Raw genomic sequence first — 22,090 nt, 5'->3', positions numbered from 1 at the left:
GGTCAGCAGCAGCTGACCGGGCCCGCGGACGGTCGTGGCCCCCTCGCAGGGTCCCGCCGCGAGCTCGCGAGCGGCGGGGGGGCGAGGGGGTCCCTCCTCACCCGAAGCGGCCGGAGATGTAGTCCTCGGTCGCCTTCTGGTCGGGGTTGCTGAAGATCTTCTCGGTCGGGTTGAACTCGATGAGCCGGCCGGGCTGGCCCACGCCGTTGAGGTTGAAGAAGCCGGTGGACTGGCTCACCCGCGCCGCCTGCTGCATGTTGTGCGTGACGATGACGATGGTGAACCGCTCCTTGAGCTCGGTCATCAGGTCCTCGATGGCCAGCGTGGAGATCGGGTCGAGGGCCGAGCAGGGCTCGTCCATGAGCAGCACGTCGGGCTCGACGGCGATCGCGCGGGCGATGCACAGCCGCTGCTGCTGACCGCCCGACAGGCCCGAGCCGGGGCGGCCCAGCCGGTCCTTGACCTCGTCCCACAGGTTGGCGCCGCGCAGCGAGCGCTCGACGAGCTCGTCGGCCTCGGACTTCTTCATCCGCTTGTTGTTGAGCCGGTTGCCGGCGATGACGTTGTCGTAGATCGACATCGTCGGGAACGGGTTGGGCCGCTGGAAGACCATGCCGATCTGCCGGCGGACGTCCACCGGGTCGGTGTCGGCGCCGTAGAGGTCCTGGCCGTCCATGACGACCTTGCCCTCGACGCGGGCGCCGGGGATGACCTCGTGCATGCGGTTCAGCGAGCGCAGGAAGGTCGACTTCCCGCAGCCCGACGGCCCGATCAGCGCGGTGATGCTGCGCGGCTCGATGGAGACGTTCACGCCCTCCACGGCGAGGAAGTTGCCGTAGTAGATGTTGAGGTCGGAGACCTCGATGCGCTTGGCCACGGGGGGATCCTCCGGGTCGGGGGGGGGTCAGCGACCGGTCTTGGGGGCGAAGAAACGGCTGATCAGGCGGGCCACGACGTTGAGGACCATCACCAGGATGATGAGGACGAGTGCCGCCGTCCAGGCCCGGTCGAGGAACGCCTGGGTGTCGGTACCCGGCTGCGTGAGCTGGTAGTAGGCGAACACCGGGAGCGTCGCCATCCGCCCGTCGAACGGGTTGAGGTTCGTGCCGGTGATCAGGCCGACGGTGATGAGCAGGGGCGCGGTCTCGCCGATGACGCGGGCCACGGCGAGGGTGATGCCGGTGCCGAGGCCGGCGACGGCGGTCGGCAGGACGACCTTGACGATCGTCCGCCACTTGGGCACGCCCAGGGCGTAGCTGGCCTCGCGCAGCTCGTTGGGGACGAGCTTGAGGACCTCCTCGCAGGAGCGGACGACGACCGGGATCATGAGCACCGAGAGGGCCGCGGACCCCATGAGGCCGAGCCGGACGTCGTTGCCGAACAGCAGCGTGAACAGCGCGAAGGCGAACAGGCCGGCGACGATCGACGGGATGCCGGTCATGACGTCGACGAAGAACGTGATCGCCTTCTTCAGCCGGCCGGTGCCGTACTCGACGAGGTAGATCGCGGTCAGCAGGCCGATCGGCACCGAGATCACCGCGGTCACCGCGGTGATGATCAGCGTGCCGAGGATGGCGTGGTAGGCGCCGCCGCCCTCACCCACGACCCGGAACATCGAGTTGGTGAAGAACATGGCGTCGAAGCGAGCCAGGCCCTTCTCGAGCACCGTGTAGACCAGCGACACCAGCGGGATCATCGCGATCGCGAAGGCGGTGGTCACCAGCGCGGTGACCAGGCGGTCGGCGGCCTTGCGCGACCCCTCGACGACCCGGGACCCGACGTACACGGCCAGGGTGCCCAGGACGGCGCCGTAGACGACCGTCAGCGCGACGCTGAAGCCGGTGAGCGCCGACAGGAGCGCCCCGACGGCGATGCCGGCGGCGTAGAGCCCCAGCGGGGCGAACCGGGGGAGGCGGGAGCGGCGGGGGACCGGGCCGGACGGGTCGGGGGCGACCTGCAGCGTCGACTGCGTGGAGGTGCTCATCAGTTGGCTCCGGAGAAGTCGGCGCGCCGGTTGACGATCCAGCGGGCGAGCATGTTGACCGCGAGGGTGATGACGAACAGCACCAGGCCGCTGGCGATCAGGGTGTTGATCCCCAGCCCGGTGGCCTCGGGGAAGCGCAGGGCGATGTTCGACGCGATCGTCGAGGGGTTCGAGCTGCTGATCAGGTTGAGCGTGGCGCCGGCGCCACCCGACAGCACGATGGCCACCGCCATCGTCTCGCCGAGCGCGCGGCCCAGGCCGAGCATCGCGCCGGCGATGACGCCGGACTTGCCGTAGGGCAGCACCGCCATCTTGATCATCTCCCAGCGCGTCGCGCCGAGGGCGAGCGCGGCCTCGCGGTGCAGCGCCGGGGCCTGACTGAAGACCTCGCGGGAGATGGCCGAGATGATCGGCAGGATCATGACCGCGAGGACCAGGCCGACGGTGAGCATCGTGCGGCCGCTGGTGGAGGCCGGCCCGGCGAAGAACGGGAGCCAGCCCAGGTTGTCCGCGGCCCACACGTGGAACGGCACCAGCGCCGGCGCGAGGACCGCGAGCCCCCAGAAGCCGTAGACGACGCTCGGGATGGCCGCGAGCAGGTCGATCACGTAGCCGAGGCCGGCCGCGATGCGGCGCGGTGCGTAGTAGGTGACGAAGAGCGCGATGCCCACCGCGAGCGGCGTGGCCACGACCAGGGCGAGGACGGCGCCGAGGAGCGTGCCGAGGATCAGGGGGGCGATGTAGCTGCCCAGGCCCTCGCCGCCGGGGATGTCCTCCGCCGGCGCGGTGAGGGCGGGGACCGCCTCGCTGATGAGGAAGGCGGCCACGCCGGCGAGCACCAGCAGGATGAAGATGCCGGAGCCCTTGGCGCTGCCGGCGAAGATGCGGTCCCCCGCCCGGCGCACGGCGCGCTGCTGCGACGGGGGTGGGGTCGGGGCCTTCGTGGCGGTCACCGTTGCTCCGGGGTCGATCGGTGGTGCGGGGAGCCCGTCTCCGGGCGGGGCGGCGGCCCGGGGCGTCGGTCGACGCCCCGGGCCACCGGGTGTGGGTGCTGTGTCAGCCGGCGGCCGCGATGGCGTCGACCGCGGGCTGGGCCTGCTCGCGCAGGGTGTCGGAGATCGGCGCGCTGCCGGCGTTGTCGGCGGCGGCCTGCTGGCCGTCCTCGCTGATCACGTAGGACATGAAGGCCTTGACATTGTCGGCGGTCGCCTGCTCGTCGTACTCGACGCAGCCGATGTGGTAGCTGACCAGGACGATCGGGTACTCACCCGCGCCCTCGGTCTGCCGGTTGACCTCCACGGCGAAGTCGTACTCGCCGCGGCCCTCGACCGCGGGGGAGTTCTCGACGACGGCCGCGGCGGCCTCGGCCGACGGGGCGACGAACTCCTCGCCGACGCCGACGCTGGCGACACCGAGCTCGCCGGCGCGGCTGGCGTCGGCGTAGGTCACGGCACCGGCCGTGCTCTCGACGACGCCCACGACGCCGGAGGTGCCGTTGGCGGCCTCGCCACCGGGCAGCGGCCACACGCCGTCGGGCTCGGAGGTCCACACGTCACCGGCGGCCTGGAACAGGTAGTCGGTGAAGTTGTCCGTGGTGCCCGAGTCGTCGGCGCGGTGCACGGGGGTGATCGCCGTGTCGGGCAGCTGGGCGTCCGGGTTGGCCTCGGCGATCGCCGGGTCGTTCCAGGTGGTGATCTGGCCGGTGAAGATCCGGGCGATCACGTCGGGCGAGAGGTTGAGGGAGTCGACGCCCTCGAGGTTGAAGATCACCGCGATCGGCGAGATGTAGTTGGGCAGCTCGAAGACCTCGCCGCCGCCGCAGCGCTCCTGCGCGGCGGTGAGCTCCTCCTCGTCCAGCGCGGCGTCGGAGCCGGCGAAGTCGGCCCGGCCCTCGATGAACTGCTCGCGGCCCGCGCCGGAGCCGGCCGGGTCGTAGCTGAACTGGACGTCGGGGTACTCGCCCTGGAAGCCGGCCTGCCAGGCCTCCATCGCCGCCTGCTGGGCGCTGGAGCCGGCGCCGACGAGGTCGCCGCTGAGCTCAGCGGCGCTCGCGCCGCTGCCGCCGTCGCTGCCGCCCGAGGAGCTGCCGGACTCGTTCGCGGCGCCACACGCGGCGAGCGCGAGGGTGCTGGTCAGCGCCGTGCTGAGGACGACTGCGCGCGACCGGGTGCTGAGCTTCAAGCCAGTGCCTTTCCGGAGGTGCCCGGACCTCGATGCCGGGCAGGGGAGGACCAACGGAAGGAGACGGTAGGCAGCCCAGGTGGCCGGTCCCGGGTCGCTCGATGAACGCCCGGTGAACGCCGGTCGAGCCTTTCCCGACCGGGCGAGGACAGCATCACGTCCGGCAGGTGAACCCGCGCGTTTCAGGTGGCGGCGGGCTGTCCCGGTGCGGCAGAAATGGCCATTTGTGCCGCGGACCCGGGGTCAGGGGACGCGGCGCCAGGAGACGTCGACGGCGTACCGCGTGAAGCCGGTGCGCTCGTAGAGCGTGACCGCCGCGGTGTTGTCCTCCTCGGTGTAGAGGAGCACCTCGTCCAAGCCGCGTGCGCGCAGGTGCGCCAGGCCGCGCCCGGTCAGCGCCCGGCCGAGCCCGAGCCCCTGGGCGTCGGGGTCGATGCCCAGCACGTACACCTCGCCGACGGCGTCCGGGCCGGCGTCGCCGGGCGTGTGCACCTTCGTCCAGTGCGCGCCGAGCAGCGTGCCGCCGGCGTCGGGGTCGCCGCGCCAGGCCAGCAGGAAGCCGGCCGGGTCGAACCAGGGCTCGGCCTCGCGCAGCCGCAGGTCCTCCGGCGTCCAGGCGCCCTGCTCGGGGTGGGCGGCGAAGGCCCGCGCGTTGAGCCGCAGCCACGCGGCCTCGTCCCGGCCGGGGCGGAACGCGGCCACGGACACGTCCGGCGGCAGGGGGGCGGGCGCGTCGAGGTCGGCGTCGGTGAGCGGGCGGCGCATCTGCAGCAGCACGCGCGCCCGGGTGTAGCCGCGGGCGCCGGCCAGTGCGGTGGCGGCCGGAAGGTCGCCGTGCGCCCAGACCCGCAGCGGCCGGCCGGCGGCGAGCTCCTCGAGCCGGGTCAGCAGCGCGCCGCCCACCCCGCGCTCCCGGGCCGCGGGCGCGACGACCAGCTCGGCCTCGGCGTCCCCGGTGCCGTCGCCGAGCTCGAGCCGGGCGTAGCCGGTCAGCCCGCCGTCGTCGTCGGTGGCGACGACGTCGCGGCCGCCGGGCGGACCGCCGTGCTGCAGCCGCAGCTCGGCCTCCTCGGACAGCGGGCGCGCGCCGTCGGCCGCCGCGGCCGCCCGCAGCAGCGCGAGGACGGCAGCGGTCCGCGCGGGATCGAGCCCGGCGGCGTCGGAGACGGCGGCGGCGCTCAGAGCAGCGGGGCGGTGGTGGGGGAGGCCTCGGCCACCGTGTTCGCCGACCGCTCGGCCTCGGCGCGGGCGGCCGCGGCGGTCGCGTCGGCCACCTGCTGGTCGAGCTTGTAGCCGACGTTGCGGACGGTGCCGATCAGTGCCTCGTGCTCGGTGCCGAGCTTGGCGCGCAGCCGCCGCACGTGGACGTCGACGGTGCGGGTGCCGCCGAAGTAGTCGTAGCCCCAGATCTCCTGCAGCAGCTGGGCGCGGGAGAACACCCGGCCCGGGTGCTGGGCGAGGTACTTGAGGAGCTCGAACTCCTTGTAGGTGAGGTCGAGCGGGCGGCCGCGCAGCTTCGCCGAGTAGCTGTGCTCGTCGATGACCAGCTCGCCGGCCTGGGTGACGCCGCCGTCGGCGCCGTCGGCGGGCGTGGTCGCGGCGAGCCAGCGGGCGGTGGCCCACTTCAGCCGCGCGTCGACCTCGGCCGGTCCGGCGGTGTCGAGCAGGACGTCGTCGACGCCCCAGTCGGCCGACAGCGCGACCAGCCCGCCCTCGGACAGGACCGCGACCAGGGCGGAGGCCACCCCGGTCGAGGACAGCAGGCTGCACAGCGTGCGGGCCTGGATGAGGTCGTGGCGGGCGTCGACGAGCACCACGTCGCCGGAGTCGCCGTCGAGCAGGCTGGACAGCTCGGGGGCCACGACGCGGACCTGGTGGCCGAGCAGCCCCAGCGCGGGCAGCACCTCGGTGGTCGCCTGACGCGCCGCGGTCATGAGCACGAGTCGCATGTCGTCTCCTCGGGGAGGGCATCGACGGCGCTGTCGAACCGAGACCGCAGGATAGCCGACGTGCGTCCCGTTCCCTCCGAGGTCACCCGAGCGCGTCCGGTGACGGTCCGCACCGAGGACGGCGTGCGGCTCGCGGGCGTCGTCGTCCCGGCCTCGGGGCCGGCGACGGACCTCGTCTTCGTCGTGGCGCACGGGTTCACCAACTCGACCGCCTACCCGCCGTTCCGGCGGATGGCCGGCTGGCTGTCCCGGTTCGGCGAGGTGCGCGCCCTGGACTTCCGCGGGCACGGCCGGTCCGGTGGCGGCACGGGGGCCGGGGGCGACGACGAGCTGCGCGACGTCGACGCGGCGGTGGCCGCCGCGCGGGCCGACGGCGCGGGCGCGGTGGTGACCCTCGGGCTGTCGATGGGCGGCGGCGCGGTGCTGCGGCAGGCGGCGCACGGCCGGCACCGGCCCGACGCGGTGGTCGCCGTCAGCGCGGTCAGCCGCTGGTACGTGCGCGACACCCCGCCCATGCGCCGCGTGCACTGGCTGCTGGAGACGACGCTCGGCCGGCGGGCCGGCGCGCGCCTGCTCGGCGTCCGCCTGGCGCCGCCGTGGGAGACGGTGCCGTCCTCGCCGCTGGAGGCGGTCGCCCGGATCGCGCCGACGCCGCTGCTGCTCGTGCACGGCGACCGGGACGCCTACTTCCCGCTGGAGCACGCCCGCGCGCTGGCGCGGGCGGCCGGCCCGACGGCGACCGCGTGGGTGGTCCCCGGCTTCGGACACGCCGAGAGCGCCCTCACCGCTCCGCTCGTCGAGCGCGTCGGGCGCTGGGCGTCTGCGACGATCGGGGGCGAGCGGGACGTGCCGGCGCCGACGGGGGCGCCGGGCGGTCCCGGGCAGGAGGGGACGTGACCACGGCGCTGGACTCCCCGCCGGCCGCCCGCGCGCGGCACGCCGCCGCGGCCGTCGTCGCCGGTGCCGCCGTCGCCCTGGTGCTGCTCGCGCCCGACCTGCTCGGGGAGTCCGGCCGCCTGGCCGCCGTCCTCGGGCTGCAGGCGCTCCTCGTCGCGGGCTGGGGAGCCGCCACGGCGCCGGCCGGGGCGGCGGGCGTCGCGGTGGTCGGGGTCGCGGCCGCCGTCGGCGCCGACCTCGCCGTGGACCTGCTCGCCGGCGACGGCGACCGGCCCGGCCCGGGGCTGCTGCTGGCCGTCGTCGGGCCCGCGCTGATCGTCGCGGTGCTGCACCAGATGCTGCGCCGGCCGCCGCGCACCGACGTCGTCGGCTCGCTGGGCAGCGTCGCGGTGCTGGTCTCCGCCGTGTGCGCGCTGGCGCTCCTGCTGCTGCCCGACGTCGCCGGCGACGACGGCGAGGTCGCCGCCGCGCCGCTGCTGGCCGCCGGCGCCGCGCTGGTCGTCGCGCACCTCGCCGACGCCGCGCTGCCCCGCCCCGCGGTGGCCCCCGGCGCCGACCGCGGCGTGGCAGGGCTGCTGCTCGCCGTGGCGACCGGGGTCGTCGTCACGCTGGTCGCGCGCGGCACCGGGGGGACGGCCGACGTGGTCGGCGGCATCGCGACCGGCCTGGTGCTCGGCCTGGTCGCCGGGCTCGCCGGGACCGCCGCCTCGTTCGCGGTGGGCGACGCCGGGGAGCGGCGCCGCGGTGCGGCCGTCGCCGGGGTGGCGGTCGAGGCCGTGCTGCCGCTGGCCGTCTGCGCGCCGGTGCTGCTGGCCCTCGCCGCCGTCTGAGGCCCGGTGCGCGCGCTCCTCGTCGTCCTCGCGCTGGTCGTCGTCCTCGCGCTGGTCGCCGACCCGGTCGCCGAGGGCGTCGCCGAGGACCGGGTCGCCGAGGCGCTGCGGGACGCCGGTGGGCTCGCCGGGACGCCCGACGTCGACGTCCGGGGCTGGCCCTTCCTCACCCAGGCGGTGTCGGGCACGTACGACGACGTCCGCATCTCGCTGACCGCCGCCGAGCTCCGGCAGCCGGAGGGGACCACCGCCGACGTCCGGCTGCGCGGGGCGCACGTGCCGCTGTCCGACGCGCTGTCGGGGGCGGTGCGCGAGGTGCCGGTGGACCGGGTCGACGGCACGGCGACGCTGTCCTACGCGCTGCTCGCGCAGCAGCTCGGCGGCGACACCACCGTGGCCCGCGAGGGCGACGGGCTGCGCGTCACCCGGACCGTGGAGGTGCTCGGCTACACCGTCCCCCTCACCGCCGTGGGCACGGTGTCGCTGGACGGCCAGGACCTCGTGGTCGACGTCGAGGAGGCCGACGCGGCCGGCGTCGACGTGCCCGACGTCGTCGTCGACCGGGCGGGCGACCTGCTCGACCTGCGCTACCCGGTCGAGCTGCCGTTCGGGCTGGAGTTGACCGGCCTGCGCCCCGCCGACGCCGGCGTCGAGGTCACCGCCGAGGCCACCGACACGGTGCTGCGCGCACCCTGAGCCCGCCCGGGAATGCGCACCGGACCGGTCGGGTTGGTGCGGGGGACGAGCGGGACGGCTCAGGACGGAGGAGGAGCCCGTGGGCGGATCGACCGCGGTCCTCGAGGGGCTCGGCGTGCGGCCGGGCGAGGCGGATCTGACCGTCGTCCAGTTCTCCACCGCGTTCTGCGGGCCGTGCCGCACCACCCGCGCCCGGCTGCAGCAGCTGCAGGCCACCCGGCCGGGCCTGGCGTACGTGCACGTCGACGCCAAGAGCCACCTGGACGCCGTCCGCGAGCTCGACGTCCGGCGCACCCCGACGCTGTTCTACCTGGACCGGTCGGGCCGGCTGCTGGGCCGCAGCAGCGGCGCCCCGCGCCCGGCGGAGCTCACCGCCCTGGTGGACGCGCACACGGACACCCGGTCGTGATCGGCTACCCTCGCCGCATGGGCACCCTGCTGACCTCGCGCCGCACAGTGGACCTGTGCCGCGTCGGCAGCTGCCTGTGTCGCGCCTCCTGAGGGCGGCCCCGCTCCGCCCAGACGTGCCCTGACCGCCGTCCGGAGAGCCTCGTCGATGTCCCTGAGTCCTGCCCGCACGGTCGACGTGCGCGGCCCGCGCCCTGCCGCGCGGGTCCCCGGCCGGCGCGCAGGGGCCGCCCTCGTCGCGACCCCGCTCGACGCGGCCACCGGCTCCCACTCCGGCGGCGAGCCGCACCTGACCGTCCGGCGGGCCCACCCGGGCCAGACCACCTGATCGTCCGCACACCCACCACAGGGAGGAAGACCCCCATGAGCCGCAACGACGTGCTCGTCACCGCCGACTGGGCGCAGGAGAACATCGGCGCCCCCGGCATCGTCTTCGTCGAGGTCGACGAGGACACCAGCGCCTACGACAAGGGCCACATCGAGGGCGCGGTCAAGCTGGACTGGAAGACCGACCTGCAGGACCCGCTGCGCCGCGACTTCGTCAGCAAGGAGCAGTTCGAACAGCTGCTCTCCGAGCGCGGCATCTCCAACGACGACACCGTCGTCCTGTACGGCGGCAACAACAACTGGTTCGCCGCCTACGCCTACTGGTACTTCAAGCTCTACGGCCACCAGGACGTCAAGCTGGTCGACGGCGGCCGCAAGAAGTGGGAGCTCGACAGCCGCCCGCTGTCCGCCGACGCCGTCGCGCGACCTGCCACCCAGTACCAGGCGAAGGAGCCCGACACCTCCATCCGCGCCTTCCGCGACGAGGTCGTCGCCGCGATCGGCCAGCAGAACCTGGTCGACGTCCGCTCGCCCGACGAGTTCGCCGGCAAGCTGGTCGCCCCCGCCCACCTGCCGCAGGAGGGCGCGCAGCGTCCCGGCCACATCCCGACCGCGGTGAACGTGCCGTGGAGCAAGGCGGCCAACGAGGACGGCACCTTCAAGAGCGACGACGAGCTGCGCAAGCTCTACGCCGACGCCGGCCTCGACGAGTCCAAGGACACCATCGCCTACTGCCGGATCGGCGAGCGCTCGAGCCACACCTGGTTCGTGCTGCGCGAGCTGCTCGGCCAGCAGAACGTCAAGAACTACGACGGCTCGTGGACCGAGTACGGCTCGCTGGTCGGCGTCCCGATCGAGAAGGGGGCCTGAGCATGTGCGGCGCCCCGAAGCAGGGCGGTGCCCTCGCCGGGATCGACCTGGACACCCAGACGGTGATCCAGGGCCAGGTGTGGCACGACGGCGCGCCGGTGGCCGGGGCCTACGTCCGGCTGCTCGACGCCACCGACGAGTTCACCGCCGAGGTGGTGACCAGCCCGGAGGGCGAGTTCCGCTTCTTCGCCGCCCCGGGCACGTGGAAGCTGCGCTCGCTGGCCCCCGTCGGCCGCGGTGAGCGCGTCGTCGAGGCCGAGGTCGGGCTGACCGAGACGACCGTCGTCCTCGAGAAGTAGTCCGCGCGCACGGCGCCCCTCCCGGCTGCGGCCGGGAGGGGCGCCGTCGTGTCCGGGGCCGGCCGCGCGTCGGGGCCGGTCGTGCCCGGCGTCAGGACGTGCCGGGCGGGAGCCGGTGGGGGCCGGCCTCCGGGGGGCGTGGCCGGTCCTCCGGGAACGCGCGGACGGCGACCAGCGCGACGTCGTCGGCGCCGGCCGTGGGCACCATCCGGGCCAGCACGGTGTCACACAGCTCCTCCAGCGGGACCTCGCCCAGGTCGCGCAGGGCCTCCCGCAGCGCCGCCAGCCCGGCGTCGAGGTCGGCGTCGCGGCGCTCGACCAGGCCGTCGGTGACGAGGAGCAGGGTGTGCCCGTCCTCGAGCTCGGCGGTGTGGTCGGTGCGCCGCGTGTCGGGGTCGACGCCGAGCATGCGGTCGGGGCGGGTCTCCAGCAGCGTGGTGGTCCCGTCCGGGGCGAGCAGGACCGGCGGGAGGTGGCCGGCGTTGCTCCAGCGCAGCACGCGGGTCCCGGCCACCGGCACGTCCGGGTGCCGCTCGACGCGGGCGAGCGCCACGGTGGCCAGGGTGCCCACCGCCAGGCCGCGCGCCGCGCGCTCGGTCCGCGTCAGGGTCGCCGACGGCGGCTCCTGCTCGTCCCAGGCCAGCGCCCGCAGCAGCCCGCGCAGCTGGCCCATCGCCGCCGCGGCGTCGCTGTCGTGGCCGACGACGTCGCCGATGACCAGCACGGTGGCGCCGTCGGGCTGGAGGAAGGCGTCGTACCAGTCGCCGCCGACCCGGGCGCCGTCGGCGGCCGGCCGGTAGCGGACGGCGATCTGCAGGTGGTCCGGCTCCGGCGGCGGGGTGAGCAGCGCCTGCTGCAGCCGGTCGGACAGCGCCCGCTCGACGGCGGCCTGCTCGGTGACCCGCCGCAGCTCCTCGGCCTGCCGGCGTGCGGCGAGCCGGTCGGTGAGGTCGCGGAAGGAGACGACGACGCCGGTCACCCCGCCGTCCTCCACCATCGGGACGGCGATGAGCTCCACGGGCACCGGCGTGCCGTCGGTCCGCCAGAACACCTCCGCGTCGGCGGCGACGGTCCGGCCGGACCGCAGCGCCTGCCAGACCGGGCACTCCTCGTGGGGGTACGGGGAGCCGTCGGGCCGCCGGTCGTGCATGAGCTCGTGCTGGTCGTGACCGAGCTGGTCGGCGGCGGGCCGGCCGGTGATCCGCTCGGCGGCCGGGTTGACGAACTCCACCCGCCCGGCCCGGTCGAGGCCGTAGATCCCGTCGGCGACGGTCGCGAGCACCCGTTCGTGGCGGGCCGCCGTCCGGGCGAGCTCGGCCTCCACCTCGTGCAGGGAGGCGCCGTCCGCCGTGGTCCGTGGGTCGATGGCGCCGTCCTCCTCCGGTCCGCCGGGACGTGACCCCTCCAGCGTGCCCGACGCGCGCGGGGGCCTCAGGAGCGGGCGGGCAGCCGCCGCGCGGTCCAGGCCAGCGCCAGCAGCACGGCGACGCCCAGCGCCGCGCCGCCGCCGGTGAACGCCGCGGCGACCCCGGCCGACCGCAGGTCGGGCGCCCCCGCGGCCGCGACCGCGCCGGCGGCCGCCGCCGCGCCCGCGAGCACGGCCCACGGCAGCCACCAGCGCGGGTGCGCCGCCGCCGGCCCGGCGGGCGTGCGCCGCCACCACCGCGCCAGCCAGACCAGCAGGACCAGCGCGCCGGCAGCGCCGCCGAGGTCCTGCGCCCACGCATGTCCCGGGTACCCGGCCCACGAGCGGGCGAGCGCGGGCACGTGCTCGGCGCCCCACCGCCCGGCGTGGGTGAACGCGTCCCAGACGACGTGCGTGGCGGCGCCCGCGGCCAGTGCGGCGACGACCCGGAGGGCCTGCCGCGGCGAGCGCAGCCGCCGGCGCAGCCCGGGCGCCGCCGCGGCCGGCAGCCGGGCGGCCAGGGCGCGCGGTGCCCGGGACAGCGCCGGCTGGGACAGCAGGCCGTGCCACAGCGCCCACAGCAGCGCCCCCAGCGCGACGTCGGTGCTGACGACGGCGAGCGCGGTGTGCGTGCGCACGCCGAGGTCGACCGGCAGGTAGAAGGGCAGGTCCGGGCCGAGGCTCCCCGCGACGAGCGCCGAGGCGGGCAGGCCGGTCCGCAGCAGGGGCAGCACCGCGGCGGGGTGGCTTCCCGTGAACGGCACGGCGCCATCCTGCCCGCGGCGGCGGGTCCCGCGGCGCGGCGCCGGGCGGGTGCCTACCGTGGCGTCGTGGTCGCCGCCTGGGTCCTCGTCGCGCTCGCCGTGCTCCTGGTGGTCGCGTGCGGCCTCGCCGCCCGGCGGCTGGCCCGGCGGCCGGCCGAGCGGTCCCGCCGCGTGCCGCCGTCGCCGCCGGGGCGGCCCGCCCGCGGGCGCTGACCGCCGCGGGAGCGCAGGTCGCGGCCGGGCTACGGTGGCGGGCATGTCTCCCCGGGACGCCGGCCGGTGACCGGCCCGACCGAACTGCCCGTCGCCGACACCGTCGACGTCCGCGAGGGCCCCGAGGTGGCGCACGGCCTGCTGTCGGTGCTGCCGCTGCTGGGGGAGTGGCACGGCGAGGGCGTGCTCGCCGGCGGGGACGCCGGTGACCGGCGCTTCGGCCAGTGGATCCGCTTCGCCCACGACGGCCGCGACTTCCTCGCCTACGAGTCCCGCACCTGGCTGATCGGCGACGACGGCCGGGTCGAGGGCCCCGCGTCCCGCGAGTCCGGCTTCTGGCGGCCGCGCGGCGAGGACGACGTCGAGCTGCTGGTGACCAGCGCCGAGGGCGTGCTCGAGCTGTACGTCGGCCGCGCCCGCACGACGACGAGCTGGGAGCTCACCACCGACGTCGTCGCGCGGACCCAGGACGCGCCGGACACCACCCGCGCCGTGCGGCTGTACGGGATCGTCGACGGGGCGCTCATGTACGCCGTCGACCGCGCCGGCGCGGACACGCCGCTGCGGCCCACCATGTCGGCCCGGCTGGAGCGGCTGCGGTGAGCGCCACTCCCCGCGAGGTGGCCGACCGCTACGTCGACGCCGTCTGCGAGCTCGACCCGATCGTCGCGACGTCGCTGGGCACCCGGCCCGGCGACGACCGGCTGCCCGACCCCAGCCCCGCCGGCCTCGAGGCCGAGGCCGGGCTCACCCGCGCCACGCTGGCCGAGCTCGACGCCGTCCTCGCCGCCGACCCGGCGCTGGACGAGGACCCGATCGAGCGCCGCTGCGCCCGGCTGCTGCGCGAGCGGCTGGGCGCCGAGCTGGCCGCGCACGAGGCCGGCGAGGGCTTCCGCGCGCTGTCCAACCTGTTCAGCCCGGTGCACTCGACCCGCCAGGTCTTCCTGCTCATGCCGACGGCGACCGACGACGACTGGGGCGTGGTCGCCCGCCGGATGGCCCGGGTGCCCGAGGCCTACCGCGGCTACCTCGACACCCTGCGCGAGGGCGCCCGGCGTGGGCTGTTCGTGGCCCCGCGGCAGGTCTCGACCGTCGTCGGCCAGCTCGGCGAGTGGCTGACCGGGCCGTTCTTCGGCGGGCTGGCCGCCTCCGGCCCCGACGCCGTGCGCGGCGACCTCGACGCCGCGGCCCGCGCGGCCGACGCCGCCGTGGCCGAGGTGCGCGACTTCCTGCGCGACGAGTACCTCCCGCGGGCGGAGGGCACGCCGGACGCCGTCGGCCGGGACCGCTACGCCGTCGCCGCCCGCCGGTGGAACGGCTCGGACCTCGGCGCGGGGCAGGGCCTGGAGGAGGCCTACGCCTGGGGCTGGGCCGAGCACCGGCGGCTGCTGGCCGAGCAGCGGGCCGAGGCGCAGGCGCTGCGGCCGGGGGCCTCGCCGAAGGAGGCCATGGCGTGGCTCGGCGAGCACGGCCCGGCCGTCGACGGCGTGGAGGCCGTCCGGCAGCGGCTGCAGGCGATGATGGACGAGGCGATCGCCGCCCTCGACGGCACGCACTTCGACCTCGCCGAGCCGGTGCGCCGGGTGGAGGCGATGATCGCGCCGCCCGGCAGCGCGGCGGCGCCGTACTACACCCGCCCGGCGCAGGACTTCTCCCGGCCCGGCCGCACCTGGCTGCCGACGCTGGGCCGCGAGCGGTTCCCGCTCTGGGACCTCGTGTCGATCTGGTACCACGAGGGCGTCCCCGGCCACCACCTGCAGCTGGCGCAGTGGGCATACGTCTCCGGCGACCTGTCCACCTACCAGACGTCGCTGGGCTCGGTCAGCGCCAACGTCGAGGGCTGGGCGCTGTACGCCGAGCGGCTCATGGACGAGCTCGGGTACCTCACCGACACCGGCGCCCGCATGGGCTACCTCGACGCCCAGCAGCTGCGCGCGATCCGGGTGGTCATCGACATCGGCATGCACCTGCGGCTGCCGGTCCCCGAGGACGCCGAGGGCGTGCTGGCCGGGCACCGCGGGCAGCCGTGGACGCCGGAGCTCGCGCGGGCGTTCGCCGGTGAGCACCTGGGCAGCGATCCGGCGTTCCTCGACAGCGAGCTGGTCCGCTACCTGGGGCTGCCCGGGCAGGCGATCAGCTACAAGCTCGGTGAGCGCGCCTGGCTGGCCGGGCGGGCGGCGGCCCAGCGGGCGCGCGGTGCCGACTTCGACCTGAAGGCCTGGCACATGGCGGCGCTGTCGCAGGGCTCGCTCGGCCTCGACGACCTCGAGGCCGAGCTCGCGGTCCTCTAGCCGGCGATCAGCCCGACCAACGCCGCCAGCTCGGCCACCGCACGCTCGAAGTAGGCGTCGGCGTCCTCGACGGAGCCGGCGAGGTGGCCGAACAGCTCGAAGCTGACCGTGCCGTACAGCGCGCTCCAGGCCAGCAGGGCGCGCACCCGGACGGCGTCGTCGATGCCCGGGGCGTCCTGGCCCAGGATCTCGACCGCCACGTCGCCGAGCAGGCCGGGCACGCGACCGCCGTGCCCGTGCAGCCGGCCGGCCCGGGCGGCGTCCCCGAGGACGCGGCCGAGGACGACGCCGACCCGCGACGCGGCCGGGACGGTGTCGCGCGGCGCGGTGTAGCCGGGCACGGGGGAGCCGTACAGCAGCGCCCACTCGTGCGGGTGCGCGCGGGCCCGGTCGCGCACCGCCGCGCACACCGCCGCCCAGCGCCGCTCCGGCGCCGCGGCCGGGTCGTCGGCGGCCTCGGCCGCCTCCCCGAGGGCGTCGTAGCCGTCGATGATCAGCCGGGTCAGCAGGTCGTCGCGGCTCGGGAAGTACCGGTAGACCGCCGACGACGCCATGCCCAGCTCCCGCGCCACCGCGCGCAGCGACAGCCCGGCCGCCCCGACCTCGGCCAGCTGACGGCGGGCGGCCTCGGTGATCTCGGCGGTCAGCTCGGCGCGGACGCGCTCGCGGGCGGTGGGCACCCCGCCATGCTCCCCGGCAAGAGCGGCGCACACAAGAGAGAGCACCGCTCTTGACAGTCGCCCACCCGATGGGAGAGCGTCGTCCCCGAACGAGAGCACTGCTCTCGCCGGAGCGACGAGGAGATCGCCATGGCACTGCACGTGATCGTCGGCAAGGGCCCGGTGGGCACGACGACGGCGGAGCTGCTGGCCGCCCGCGGCCACCGGGTGCGGGTGCTGTCGCGCAGCGGCGGCACCTCCACCGGCGCGGTCGAGCACCGCCGGGTGGACGCCGCTGACGCCGCGGCGCTGACCGCCGCCACCGAGGGCGCCGCCGCCCTCTACAACGCGGTCAACCCCGCCTACCACCGCTGGACCACAGACTGGCCCCCCGTCGCGGCGGCCCTGCTCACCGCGGCGGAGCGGACCGGGGCGGTGCTCGTGACGATGGCCAACCTCTACGTCTACGGCCGGCCCACCGCGCCGATGACGCCGGAGAGCCCGCTCGCCGCCACCGACACCAAGGGCCGCGTCCGGGTGGCCATGTGGCGCGAGGCGCTGGCCGCGCACGAGGCCGGCCGGATCCGGATGACCGAGGCCCGCGCCGCGGACTTCGTCGGGCCGCAGGTGCCGGCTGCGCAGTCGCACCTGGTGCGCCAGCTCCCGGCGCTGCGCCGCGGCCGCCGCGCCTGGGTGGTCGGGGACCCCGACGCGCCGCGCAGCTGGGCGTACCTGCCCGACGTCGCCGCCACGCTGGCGACCCTCGGCACCGACGAGCGGGCGCTGGGCCGTGCCTGGCACGTGCCGAGCACGCCGCCCCGCTCCCAGCGCGAGGCCCTCGGCGACCTCGCGCGGGCGATGGGCCGGGAGCCGGGGCCGGTCAGCGGCATCCCGTGGCCGGTGCTCCGCGCCGCCGGCGTGTTCTCGCCGGTGATGCGGGAGGTCCTCGACGTGCGGCACCAGTTCGACCGGGAGTATGTGGTCGACGCGACGGCGACCACCGCGGCCTTCGGCCTGACCGCCACGCCGTGGGACGAGGTGGTCGCCGCGACCGTCGGCGCGCCGGAGCCCGCGCGGGCCTGAGCTCAGCCCCGCGGCAGCACGGCGTTGACCGGGTCGCTGTCCGGCGTGACCGGGTCGGCGGGGCCCGCCGGGGCCACCTCGAGCCGGGTGGCCAGCAGCGCGTCGACGGCGGCCACCCCCGCGCCGACGTAGGTGCTGGTGAGCGCGGGATCGGTGACGACGCACCAGGCGCGGTCGGCCGGCCACCACAGCGCGGCGCTCTGCTCGTACGGCTCGGGGGCGAAGTTGCCGGCGGCCCGCTCCACCGGCCCGCGGGTCAGCAGCAGGTCGGCGCGGGGCAGGCGCAGCCGGGGCAGGTCGGCGGCGCCGCCGTCGTCCCATCCGAACCAGCACTCGCCCGGCGTCGTGGTCTGGTCCCCGAGGACCGCGGCCAGTTCCCGGGCGACGTGCGCGACCAGGTGGCCCTCGGCGGGGGCGTCGTTCCACAGCCCGGGCTGGTCGGCCTCGCCGAGGTACTCCCAGGAGCCGGTGACGCCGGGCCACTGCATGAGGCGGTGCGCGCGGGTGCCGTTGGCCGCGGCCACCTCGTCCCACCGGACGTGCACGTCGACGTCGCCGTCGTAGCGGACGGCGGGGTGGAAGACGCGGGCGTAGGCGGGGAAGCGGGCCGGCAGGAGCGCGGCCACGGTGTCGGGGGGAGCGGCGCGGACGGCCTCGGCGACCCAGCGGCCGGCCTGCGCGGAACGCCCAGCGGTCTGCACGGCCGCCGTTCCTCCCCCTCAGCGCGCTGGGCCGGTCCGTGCCCAGGGACGGACAACCCCCGGGCCGCTCCGCGGCGCCACCTCGGGAGGCGGCAGCGCACGGGCCGACTGGACAAGTGTCGGCAGCCCGGGGGTCGGGTGACTGTCCGGTTCTCGCTCGCCGCCGTACGACGGACGGGCGATCATGCCGTCGTTCGGATTCCACTCCGAACGGGCGGCCCATCTGGACGGCGGCTAGCGGACAGCCACCTCACGAGTCCGATAAGAAATCAATTGTTCGGACCACCTCCCCTCTCGTGTACCTCGACGGTACGTCGCAGTTCCGGGGTCGGCAACGACGTTGTTCAGCCGTCGGCGGAACCCCTGCGCAGCCCCGGAGCGCCAGGCGTGTCGGGGTCGCGCTGGTAGACGTCGGGGATGTCGTCCTCGTCGGCGTCGATCTGCTCCAGCTCGTAGATCCGCCGGTACCGCCGGTTGCGCAGCCGGAGGACGACGGTGGCCAGCAGTGCCGACAGCAGGGTCCCGACCAGCACGCCGACCTTGACGTGGTCGTCGCGCTCGCTGCCGGTGCCGAAGGCGAGCTCGCCGATGAGCAGGGAGACGGTGAAGCCGATGCCGCCGAGCAGCGCCATGCCGATCAGGTCCGGCCAGCCCAGGTCGTCGGCGAACTCGGCGCGGGTGAACCGGGTGACCAGCCAGCTGGCCCCGACGATGCCGACCACCTTGCCGACGACGAGCCCGACGACGATGCCCAGCGTCACCCGGTCGCCGACCGACTCGACCAGGCCGGACAGCCCGCCGACGGTGACCCCGGCGGCGAAGAAGGCGAAGACGGGGACGGCGAAGCCGGCCGAGATCGGGCGGAACCGGTGCTCGAGGTGCTCGGCCAGGCCGGGGCCGGCGCCGGGCCCACCGGCCGCCTCGCTGCGGACGACCGGCACGGTGAAGGCGAGCAGCACACCGGCGACGGTGGCGTGCACGCCGGACTCGTGCACGAGGACCCAGGTGAGCACGGCCAGCGGCAGCAGCAGCCACCAGGAGCGGACCCGCTTCTGCACCAGGAACCCGAAGACCGCGAGCGGCACGAGGGCCAGCGCCAGCCAGCCGGCCGCCAGCGACGTCGTGTAGAAGACCGCGATGATCGTGATCGCCAGCAGGTCGTCGACCACGGCGAGGGTGAGCAGGAACGTCCGCAGCGCGCTGGGCAGGTGGGTGCTGATCACGGCCAGGACGGCGAGGGCGAAGGCGATGTCGGTGGCCACCGGGATCGCCCAGCCGCGCAGGGCGTCACCTCCGCCCAGGTTGACCAGCACGTAGAGCACCGCCGGCACGACCATCCCGCCGACGGCGGCGGCCACCGGCAGTGCCGCCCGGCGCGGGTCGCGCAGGTCACCGGCCACGAACTCGCGCTTGAGCTCGAGCCCGGCGACGAAGAAGAAGATCGCCAGCAGGCCGTCGGCGGCCCAGGTGCCCAGCGTCAGGTCCAGGTGCAGGGAGGCCGGCCCCACGCGGGTGTCGCGCAGGGTCGCGTAGGACTCCGCCCACGGCGAGTTGGCCCACACCAGGGCGACGACGGTGCCGATCAGCAGCAGGACGCCGCCGACGGTCTCCTTGCGCAGGACGTCGGCGATGCGCCTGGTCTCGGTCCACGAGCCGCGGCCGAAGACGGGGGTGGATCCGTGCGGGGTGCTCATCGGGCGGCTCCTGGGGGAGGGGTCGGGTACGACGCCGCCGACCAGACTTCCCGGCACACCTGGCGGCCACCCTACCGGCGGCCCCGTCGTCGCCGTCCGTGCACGGGGCCGGTCCGTAGAGTGGGCGCCGTGGACCCCCGCCCGGCACCGCCCCCGCGGGAGCGGTCCCTCCGGCTCGCGGAGCTGGCCGGCCGGCGCGTCGGGGTCTGGGGCCACGGCCGCGAGGGGCGGGCCGCGGTCGCCGCGGCCCGCGCCGCCGGCGCCGCGTCGGTGCTGGTCGCCGACAGCCGCCCCGTCGACCCGGCGTCGCTGCCCGACGGCGTGACCGCCACCGCCGAGGTCGCCGACCTCGCCGGCTGCGACGTCGTCGTCCGCTCGCCGGGCATCAGCCCCTACCGCGAGGACGCCCGGGCGCTGGCCGACCGCACGCTCGTGACCACCGGCACCGGTGTCGCGCTCGCCGAGGCCGCCGCGCGCGGGGTCCCCGTCCTCTGCGTCACCGGCACCAAGGGCAAGAGCACGACCAGTGCGCTGGCCGCCGCGGTCCTCACCGCCGCCGGCCGCCCGGCCGTGCACGCCGGCAACATCGGCACCCCGCTGCTCGACGTCCTGGACGGCGTCGGCGACCGCACGCTCGTCGTCGAGGTCTCCAGCTACCAGGCCGCCGCCGTCCCGGACTTCGCCGGCCGCGGCGCGCTCACCTCGCTCGCGCCCGAGCACCTGGACTGGCACGGGTCGGTCGAGACGTACTACCGCGACAAGCTGCGCGTCTTCTCCTCCTGCCCGGAGCGCTCGGTCGTCGTCAGCGCCCAGGCGCGGCCGCTGGCCGCCGGGTACCTCGACGCCGCGCAGCTGGTCGACCCCGCCGACGTGCTGCCCCCGGGCCTGGCCGAGGCCGTGCAGCCGGTGCACCTGCCCGGCGCGCACAACCGCAGCAACGTCGAGGTCGCGCTGGCCGCCTGCGCCCTGCTCGGCCTGGACCTCGCCGCCACCGCCGACGCCGTGACCGGCGCCGTCGCCGCCTTCCGCGCCCTGCCGCACCGGCTCGCGCCGGTGGCCACGCTCGGCGGTGTCACCTTCGTCGACGACACGCTGAGCACCACCCCCGTCTCGGTGCTGGCCGCGCTCGACGCGCTGGCCGGCCGGCCGGTCACGCTCATCGCCGGCGGCCAGGACCGGGGCCTGGACTACACGGGCCTGGCCGCGACGTTGGTGGTCCGTCGGGAGGAGGTCGCCCTGGTGACCGTCCCCGACACCGGGGCCCGGCTGGCCGACGACGTCCGCCGGGCGGCCGCCGGCACCGCCGTGCGGCTGACCGAGACGGCGTCGCTGGCCGAGGCGGTCGCGGCGGCGATCGCCGGCACCGCCCCGGGCGGCGTCGTGCTGCTCTCGCCCGGCGCCCCCAGCTACAACCGCTTCCGCGACTTCGAGGAGTTGGCAGCCACCTATGAGCAGATCCTCGTCGACGCCGGCGCCGACCGCGTCCACGGTGTTTGAGGACGGCGTCGCCGAGGTCGGCACCTTCGTCGTCGCCGGCCGGTCCCTGGACCGCGCGACCGGCGAGGCGGCCTTCACCTACCGGCTCGGCGACGACGAGTTCACCGAGCGGCTCACCCTCGACCCGGCGCTGCTGACCGGCCCCGCGTCCCCGCAGCTCGACGCCGCCGTGGAGGCCGCGCTGGACCTGGTGCACCTGGTCATGGGCACCAGCTACTACAAGCTGGCCGCGCCCGGCCGGGTCACGGTCCAGCGGCCGGTCACCGCCGCGCAGCTCGCCGTGGCCCGGGCCGCCTACACCCACGGGCTCGGCGAGTTCGCCGCGGTCAACCACCTGCCGGTGCCGCACCGGGTCGAGTTCGACGCCGAGGTCCGCGAGCCCGGCCCGGTCCCGGGCGGCGGTGGGCGCGGCGCGCTGCTGCCGGTGGGCGGCGGCAAGGACTCCGCGCTCGCGCTCGTCGTGATCCCCGACGGGACGGCGCTGGCGATCAACCCCACCGGCGCGCAGCGCGACGTCGCCCGCGCGGCCGGCGTCCCGCTGGTCGAGGTCCGCCGCAGGCTGGACCCGCTGCTGGCCGAGCGGACCGCGCAGGGCGGCCTCAACGGGCACGTGCCGGTGACCGCGATCAACTCCTCGATCGCCACGCTGGTCGCCGTCCTCGGCGGCCACGACCCCGTGGTGTTCGCCAACGAGCGCTCCGCCGACGAGGAGACGCTCACCATCGACGGCGCCAGCGTCAACCACCAGTACTCGAAGTCCTACGAGTTCGAGCGCCTGTTCGCCGCGGCCGCCGCCGAGGTCGGCGCCGGCTACTTCAGCCTCACCCGGCAGCTGTCGGAGCTGGCCACCGTGGCCGCCGTCGCGGCGCTGCCGCTGAAGGCCGACATCCTCAGCTGCAACCGCTCGTACACGCAGAGGCACCTGGGCGGGCAGGCCGCGCAGCGCTGGTGCCTGCACTGCGACAAGTGCCTGTTCACCTTCCTCTGCTTCGCCGTCTTCCTGACCCCCGACGAGGCGCGGGAGGTGTTCGGCGGCAACCCGCTGGCCGACGTCGCCCTCGCCGACGGGTTCCGCAGGCTCTGGGCCACGGAGAAGCCGTTCGACTGCGTGGGCGAGCGGGCCGAGAGCGCGGCGGCGATGGCGCACCTGGCGGCCAGCCGGTCGTGGGGCGACCAGCCGGTGGTGCGGGCGCTGGGCGCCGAGGCCGCGGCAGCCGCGGAGGTGACCGGCGCGACCGTCGCGCGGTTCCTCCCGCCGCGCGGTGAGCACGCCATCCCCGAGCGGTACCTCGAGTCCCTGCGGCGGGTGCTGGCGGACGCCCGCAGCGCCGTCGCGTAGCCC

At 76.0% G+C, this 22,090-nt stretch carries 24 protein-coding genes; 13 read left to right on the top strand and 11 right to left on the bottom strand.

The features are described 5' to 3' along the window. Nucleotides 1-97: 97 nt before the first annotated feature. The 6 genes from pstB to ACI79L_RS18815 form a co-directional block, all read right to left on the bottom strand. Nucleotides 98-877, bottom strand: a complete 780-nt coding sequence (gene pstB, locus ACI79L_RS18840; RefSeq protein ID WP_456938246.1) for a phosphate ABC transporter ATP-binding protein PstB — start codon at nt 875-877, stop codon at nt 98-100. A 27-nt stretch (nt 878-904) separates the two neighbouring features. Then, nucleotides 905-1,984 carry a phosphate ABC transporter permease PstA gene (pstA, locus tag ACI79L_RS18835; protein WP_456938245.1) on the bottom strand — a complete coding sequence of 360 codons (1,080 nt, stop codon included), beginning with the start codon at nt 1,982-1,984 and terminating at the stop codon, nt 905-907. Continuing rightward, nucleotides 1,984-2,937 carry a phosphate ABC transporter permease subunit PstC gene (gene pstC, locus ACI79L_RS18830; RefSeq protein ID WP_456938244.1) on the bottom strand — a complete coding sequence of 318 codons (954 nt, stop codon included), beginning with the start codon at nt 2,935-2,937 and terminating at the stop codon, nt 1,984-1,986. The genes pstA and pstC overlap by 1 nt, the downstream gene beginning before the upstream one ends. A 103-nt stretch (nt 2,938-3,040) precedes the next feature. Continuing rightward, nucleotides 3,041-4,165, bottom strand: a complete 1,125-nt coding sequence (pstS, locus tag ACI79L_RS18825; protein ID WP_456938243.1) for a phosphate ABC transporter substrate-binding protein PstS — start codon at nt 4,163-4,165, stop codon at nt 3,041-3,043. A gap of 243 nt (nt 4,166-4,408) precedes the next feature. Next, nucleotides 4,409-5,347, bottom strand: coding sequence for a mycothiol synthase (gene mshD, locus ACI79L_RS18820; RefSeq protein ID WP_456938247.1), 939 nt, complete (start codon nt 5,345-5,347; stop codon nt 4,409-4,411). Beyond that, nucleotides 5,344-6,114, bottom strand: coding sequence for a winged helix-turn-helix transcriptional regulator (locus ACI79L_RS18815; RefSeq protein WP_456938242.1), 771 nt, complete (start codon nt 6,112-6,114; stop codon nt 5,344-5,346). The genes mshD and ACI79L_RS18815 overlap by 4 nt, the downstream gene beginning before the upstream one ends. Nucleotides 6,115-6,213: 99 nt before the next feature. Here ACI79L_RS18815 and ACI79L_RS18810 point away from each other — a divergent pair, with 99 nt between their 5' ends. From ACI79L_RS18810 to ACI79L_RS18780, 7 genes are all read left to right on the top strand, one after another. Then, the gene (locus tag ACI79L_RS18810; RefSeq protein ID WP_456938241.1) at nt 6,214-7,011 is read left to right on the top strand and encodes an alpha/beta hydrolase family protein; all 798 of its coding nucleotides are present in this window, start codon (nt 6,214-6,216) and stop codon (nt 7,009-7,011) included. Then, on the top strand, nt 7,008-7,841 hold the full coding sequence (locus tag ACI79L_RS18805; RefSeq protein ID WP_456938240.1) for a hypothetical protein: 834 nt from the start codon (nt 7,008-7,010) through the stop codon (nt 7,839-7,841). Before ACI79L_RS18810 ends, ACI79L_RS18805 begins: the two co-directional genes overlap by 4 nt. Nucleotides 7,842-7,847: 6 nt before the next feature. Beyond that, on the top strand, nt 7,848-8,537 hold the full coding sequence (locus ACI79L_RS18800) for an LmeA family phospholipid-binding protein (RefSeq protein ID WP_456938239.1): 690 nt from the start codon (nt 7,848-7,850) through the stop codon (nt 8,535-8,537). A 79-nt stretch (nt 8,538-8,616) separates the two neighbouring features. Then, nucleotides 8,617-8,946 carry a TlpA family protein disulfide reductase gene (locus tag ACI79L_RS18795; RefSeq protein ID WP_456938238.1) on the top strand — a complete coding sequence of 110 codons (330 nt, stop codon included), beginning with the start codon at nt 8,617-8,619 and terminating at the stop codon, nt 8,944-8,946. Between the two features lie 147 nt (nt 8,947-9,093). Then, nucleotides 9,094-9,273 (top strand): hypothetical protein, encoded by a 180-nt coding sequence (locus ACI79L_RS18790; protein ID WP_456938237.1) that lies wholly within the window; start codon nt 9,094-9,096, stop codon nt 9,271-9,273. Between the two features lie 35 nt (nt 9,274-9,308). Next, the gene (locus ACI79L_RS18785) at nt 9,309-10,142 is read left to right on the top strand and encodes a sulfurtransferase (RefSeq protein ID WP_456938236.1); all 834 of its coding nucleotides are present in this window, start codon (nt 9,309-9,311) and stop codon (nt 10,140-10,142) included. A 2-nt stretch (nt 10,143-10,144) separates the two neighbouring features. After that, a complete protein-coding gene (locus tag ACI79L_RS18780) occupies nt 10,145-10,441 on the top strand; it encodes a DUF1416 domain-containing protein (RefSeq protein WP_456938235.1) in 297 nt (98 codons plus the stop codon). A gap of 91 nt (nt 10,442-10,532) precedes the next feature. Here ACI79L_RS18780 and ACI79L_RS18775 read toward each other — a convergent pair whose 3' ends face one another. Together ACI79L_RS18775 and ACI79L_RS18770 are read right to left on the bottom strand one after the other, a co-directional pair. Then, a complete protein-coding gene (locus tag ACI79L_RS18775; RefSeq protein ID WP_456938234.1) occupies nt 10,533-11,765 on the bottom strand; it encodes a PP2C family protein-serine/threonine phosphatase in 1,233 nt (410 codons plus the stop codon). Between the two features lie 107 nt (nt 11,766-11,872). Beyond that, nucleotides 11,873-12,610 carry a DUF4184 family protein gene (locus tag ACI79L_RS18770; protein WP_456938233.1) on the bottom strand — a complete coding sequence of 246 codons (738 nt, stop codon included), beginning with the start codon at nt 12,608-12,610 and terminating at the stop codon, nt 11,873-11,875. A 66-nt stretch (nt 12,611-12,676) separates the two neighbouring features. On the opposite strand from ACI79L_RS18770, the gene ACI79L_RS18765 reads away from it, so the two are divergent. The 3 genes from ACI79L_RS18765 to ACI79L_RS18755 all read left to right on the top strand — a co-directional run bounded on the left by ACI79L_RS18765 (nt 12,677) and on the right by ACI79L_RS18755 (nt 15,114). Continuing rightward, entirely contained in the window at nt 12,677-12,823 is a 147-nt protein-coding gene (locus ACI79L_RS18765) for a hypothetical protein (RefSeq protein ID WP_456938232.1), read from the top strand. A 66-nt stretch (nt 12,824-12,889) separates the two neighbouring features. Next, nucleotides 12,890-13,426 (top strand): FABP family protein, encoded by a 537-nt coding sequence (locus ACI79L_RS18760; protein ID WP_456938231.1) that lies wholly within the window; start codon nt 12,890-12,892, stop codon nt 13,424-13,426. After that, the gene (locus ACI79L_RS18755) at nt 13,423-15,114 is read left to right on the top strand and encodes a DUF885 domain-containing protein (protein WP_456938230.1); all 1,692 of its coding nucleotides are present in this window, start codon (nt 13,423-13,425) and stop codon (nt 15,112-15,114) included. Before ACI79L_RS18760 ends, ACI79L_RS18755 begins: the two co-directional genes overlap by 4 nt. On the opposite strand, the gene ACI79L_RS18750 is transcribed toward ACI79L_RS18755, so the two are convergent. Next, on the bottom strand, nt 15,111-15,794 hold the full coding sequence (locus ACI79L_RS18750; RefSeq protein WP_456938229.1) for a TetR/AcrR family transcriptional regulator: 684 nt from the start codon (nt 15,792-15,794) through the stop codon (nt 15,111-15,113). The two genes, ACI79L_RS18755 and ACI79L_RS18750, sit on opposite strands and share 4 nt — an antisense overlap. A 129-nt stretch (nt 15,795-15,923) precedes the next feature. Here ACI79L_RS18750 and ACI79L_RS18745 point away from each other — a divergent pair, with 129 nt between their 5' ends. Next, nucleotides 15,924-16,856 carry an NAD-dependent epimerase/dehydratase family protein gene (locus ACI79L_RS18745; RefSeq protein ID WP_456938228.1) on the top strand — a complete coding sequence of 311 codons (933 nt, stop codon included), beginning with the start codon at nt 15,924-15,926 and terminating at the stop codon, nt 16,854-16,856. Nucleotides 16,857-16,858: 2 nt separating this feature from the next. Here the strand turns inward: ACI79L_RS18745 and ACI79L_RS18740 are convergent, their stop codons facing one another. Then, a complete protein-coding gene (locus ACI79L_RS18740; RefSeq protein WP_456938227.1) occupies nt 16,859-17,557 on the bottom strand; it encodes a hypothetical protein in 699 nt (232 codons plus the stop codon). Nucleotides 17,558-17,901: 344 nt separating this feature from the next. After that, nucleotides 17,902-19,251, bottom strand: a complete 1,350-nt coding sequence (gene nhaA / locus ACI79L_RS18735) for a Na+/H+ antiporter NhaA (RefSeq protein WP_456938226.1) — start codon at nt 19,249-19,251, stop codon at nt 17,902-17,904. Between the two features lie 129 nt (nt 19,252-19,380). On the opposite strand from nhaA, the gene murD reads away from it, so the two are divergent. Next, nucleotides 19,381-20,748, top strand: a complete 1,368-nt coding sequence (gene murD / locus ACI79L_RS18730) for a UDP-N-acetylmuramoyl-L-alanine--D-glutamate ligase (RefSeq protein WP_456938225.1) — start codon at nt 19,381-19,383, stop codon at nt 20,746-20,748. Continuing rightward, a complete protein-coding gene (locus ACI79L_RS18725) occupies nt 20,741-22,087 on the top strand; it encodes a hypothetical protein (protein ID WP_456938224.1) in 1,347 nt (448 codons plus the stop codon). Before murD ends, ACI79L_RS18725 begins: the two co-directional genes overlap by 8 nt. Nucleotides 22,088-22,090: the final 3 nt, after the last annotated feature.

This window comes from Geodermatophilus sp. SYSU D00684 (assembly GCF_054050455.1).
This window is presented reverse-complemented; position numbering and strand designations above follow the sequence as displayed.

Excerpts from the sequence above, each read along its gene's own strand:
- pstA (WP_456938245.1), bottom strand. The coding sequence starts at position 1,984 with ATGAGCACCTCCACGCAGTCGACGCTGCAGGTCGCCCCCGACCCGTCC.
- ACI79L_RS18815 (WP_456938242.1), bottom strand. The coding sequence starts at position 6,114 with ATGCGACTCGTGCTCATGACCGCGGCGCGTCAGGCGACCACCGAGGTG.
- ACI79L_RS18790 (WP_456938237.1), top strand. The coding sequence starts at position 9,094 with ATGTCCCTGAGTCCTGCCCGCACGGTCGACGTGCGCGGCCCGCGCCCT.
- ACI79L_RS18785 (WP_456938236.1), top strand. The coding sequence starts at position 9,309 with ATGAGCCGCAACGACGTGCTCGTCACCGCCGACTGGGCGCAGGAGAAC.
- ACI79L_RS18780 (WP_456938235.1), top strand. The coding sequence starts at position 10,145 with ATGTGCGGCGCCCCGAAGCAGGGCGGTGCCCTCGCCGGGATCGACCTG.
- ACI79L_RS18745 (WP_456938228.1), top strand. The coding sequence starts at position 15,924 with ATGGCACTGCACGTGATCGTCGGCAAGGGCCCGGTGGGCACGACGACG.
- nhaA (WP_456938226.1), bottom strand. The coding sequence starts at position 19,251 with ATGAGCACCCCGCACGGATCCACCCCCGTCTTCGGCCGCGGCTCGTGG.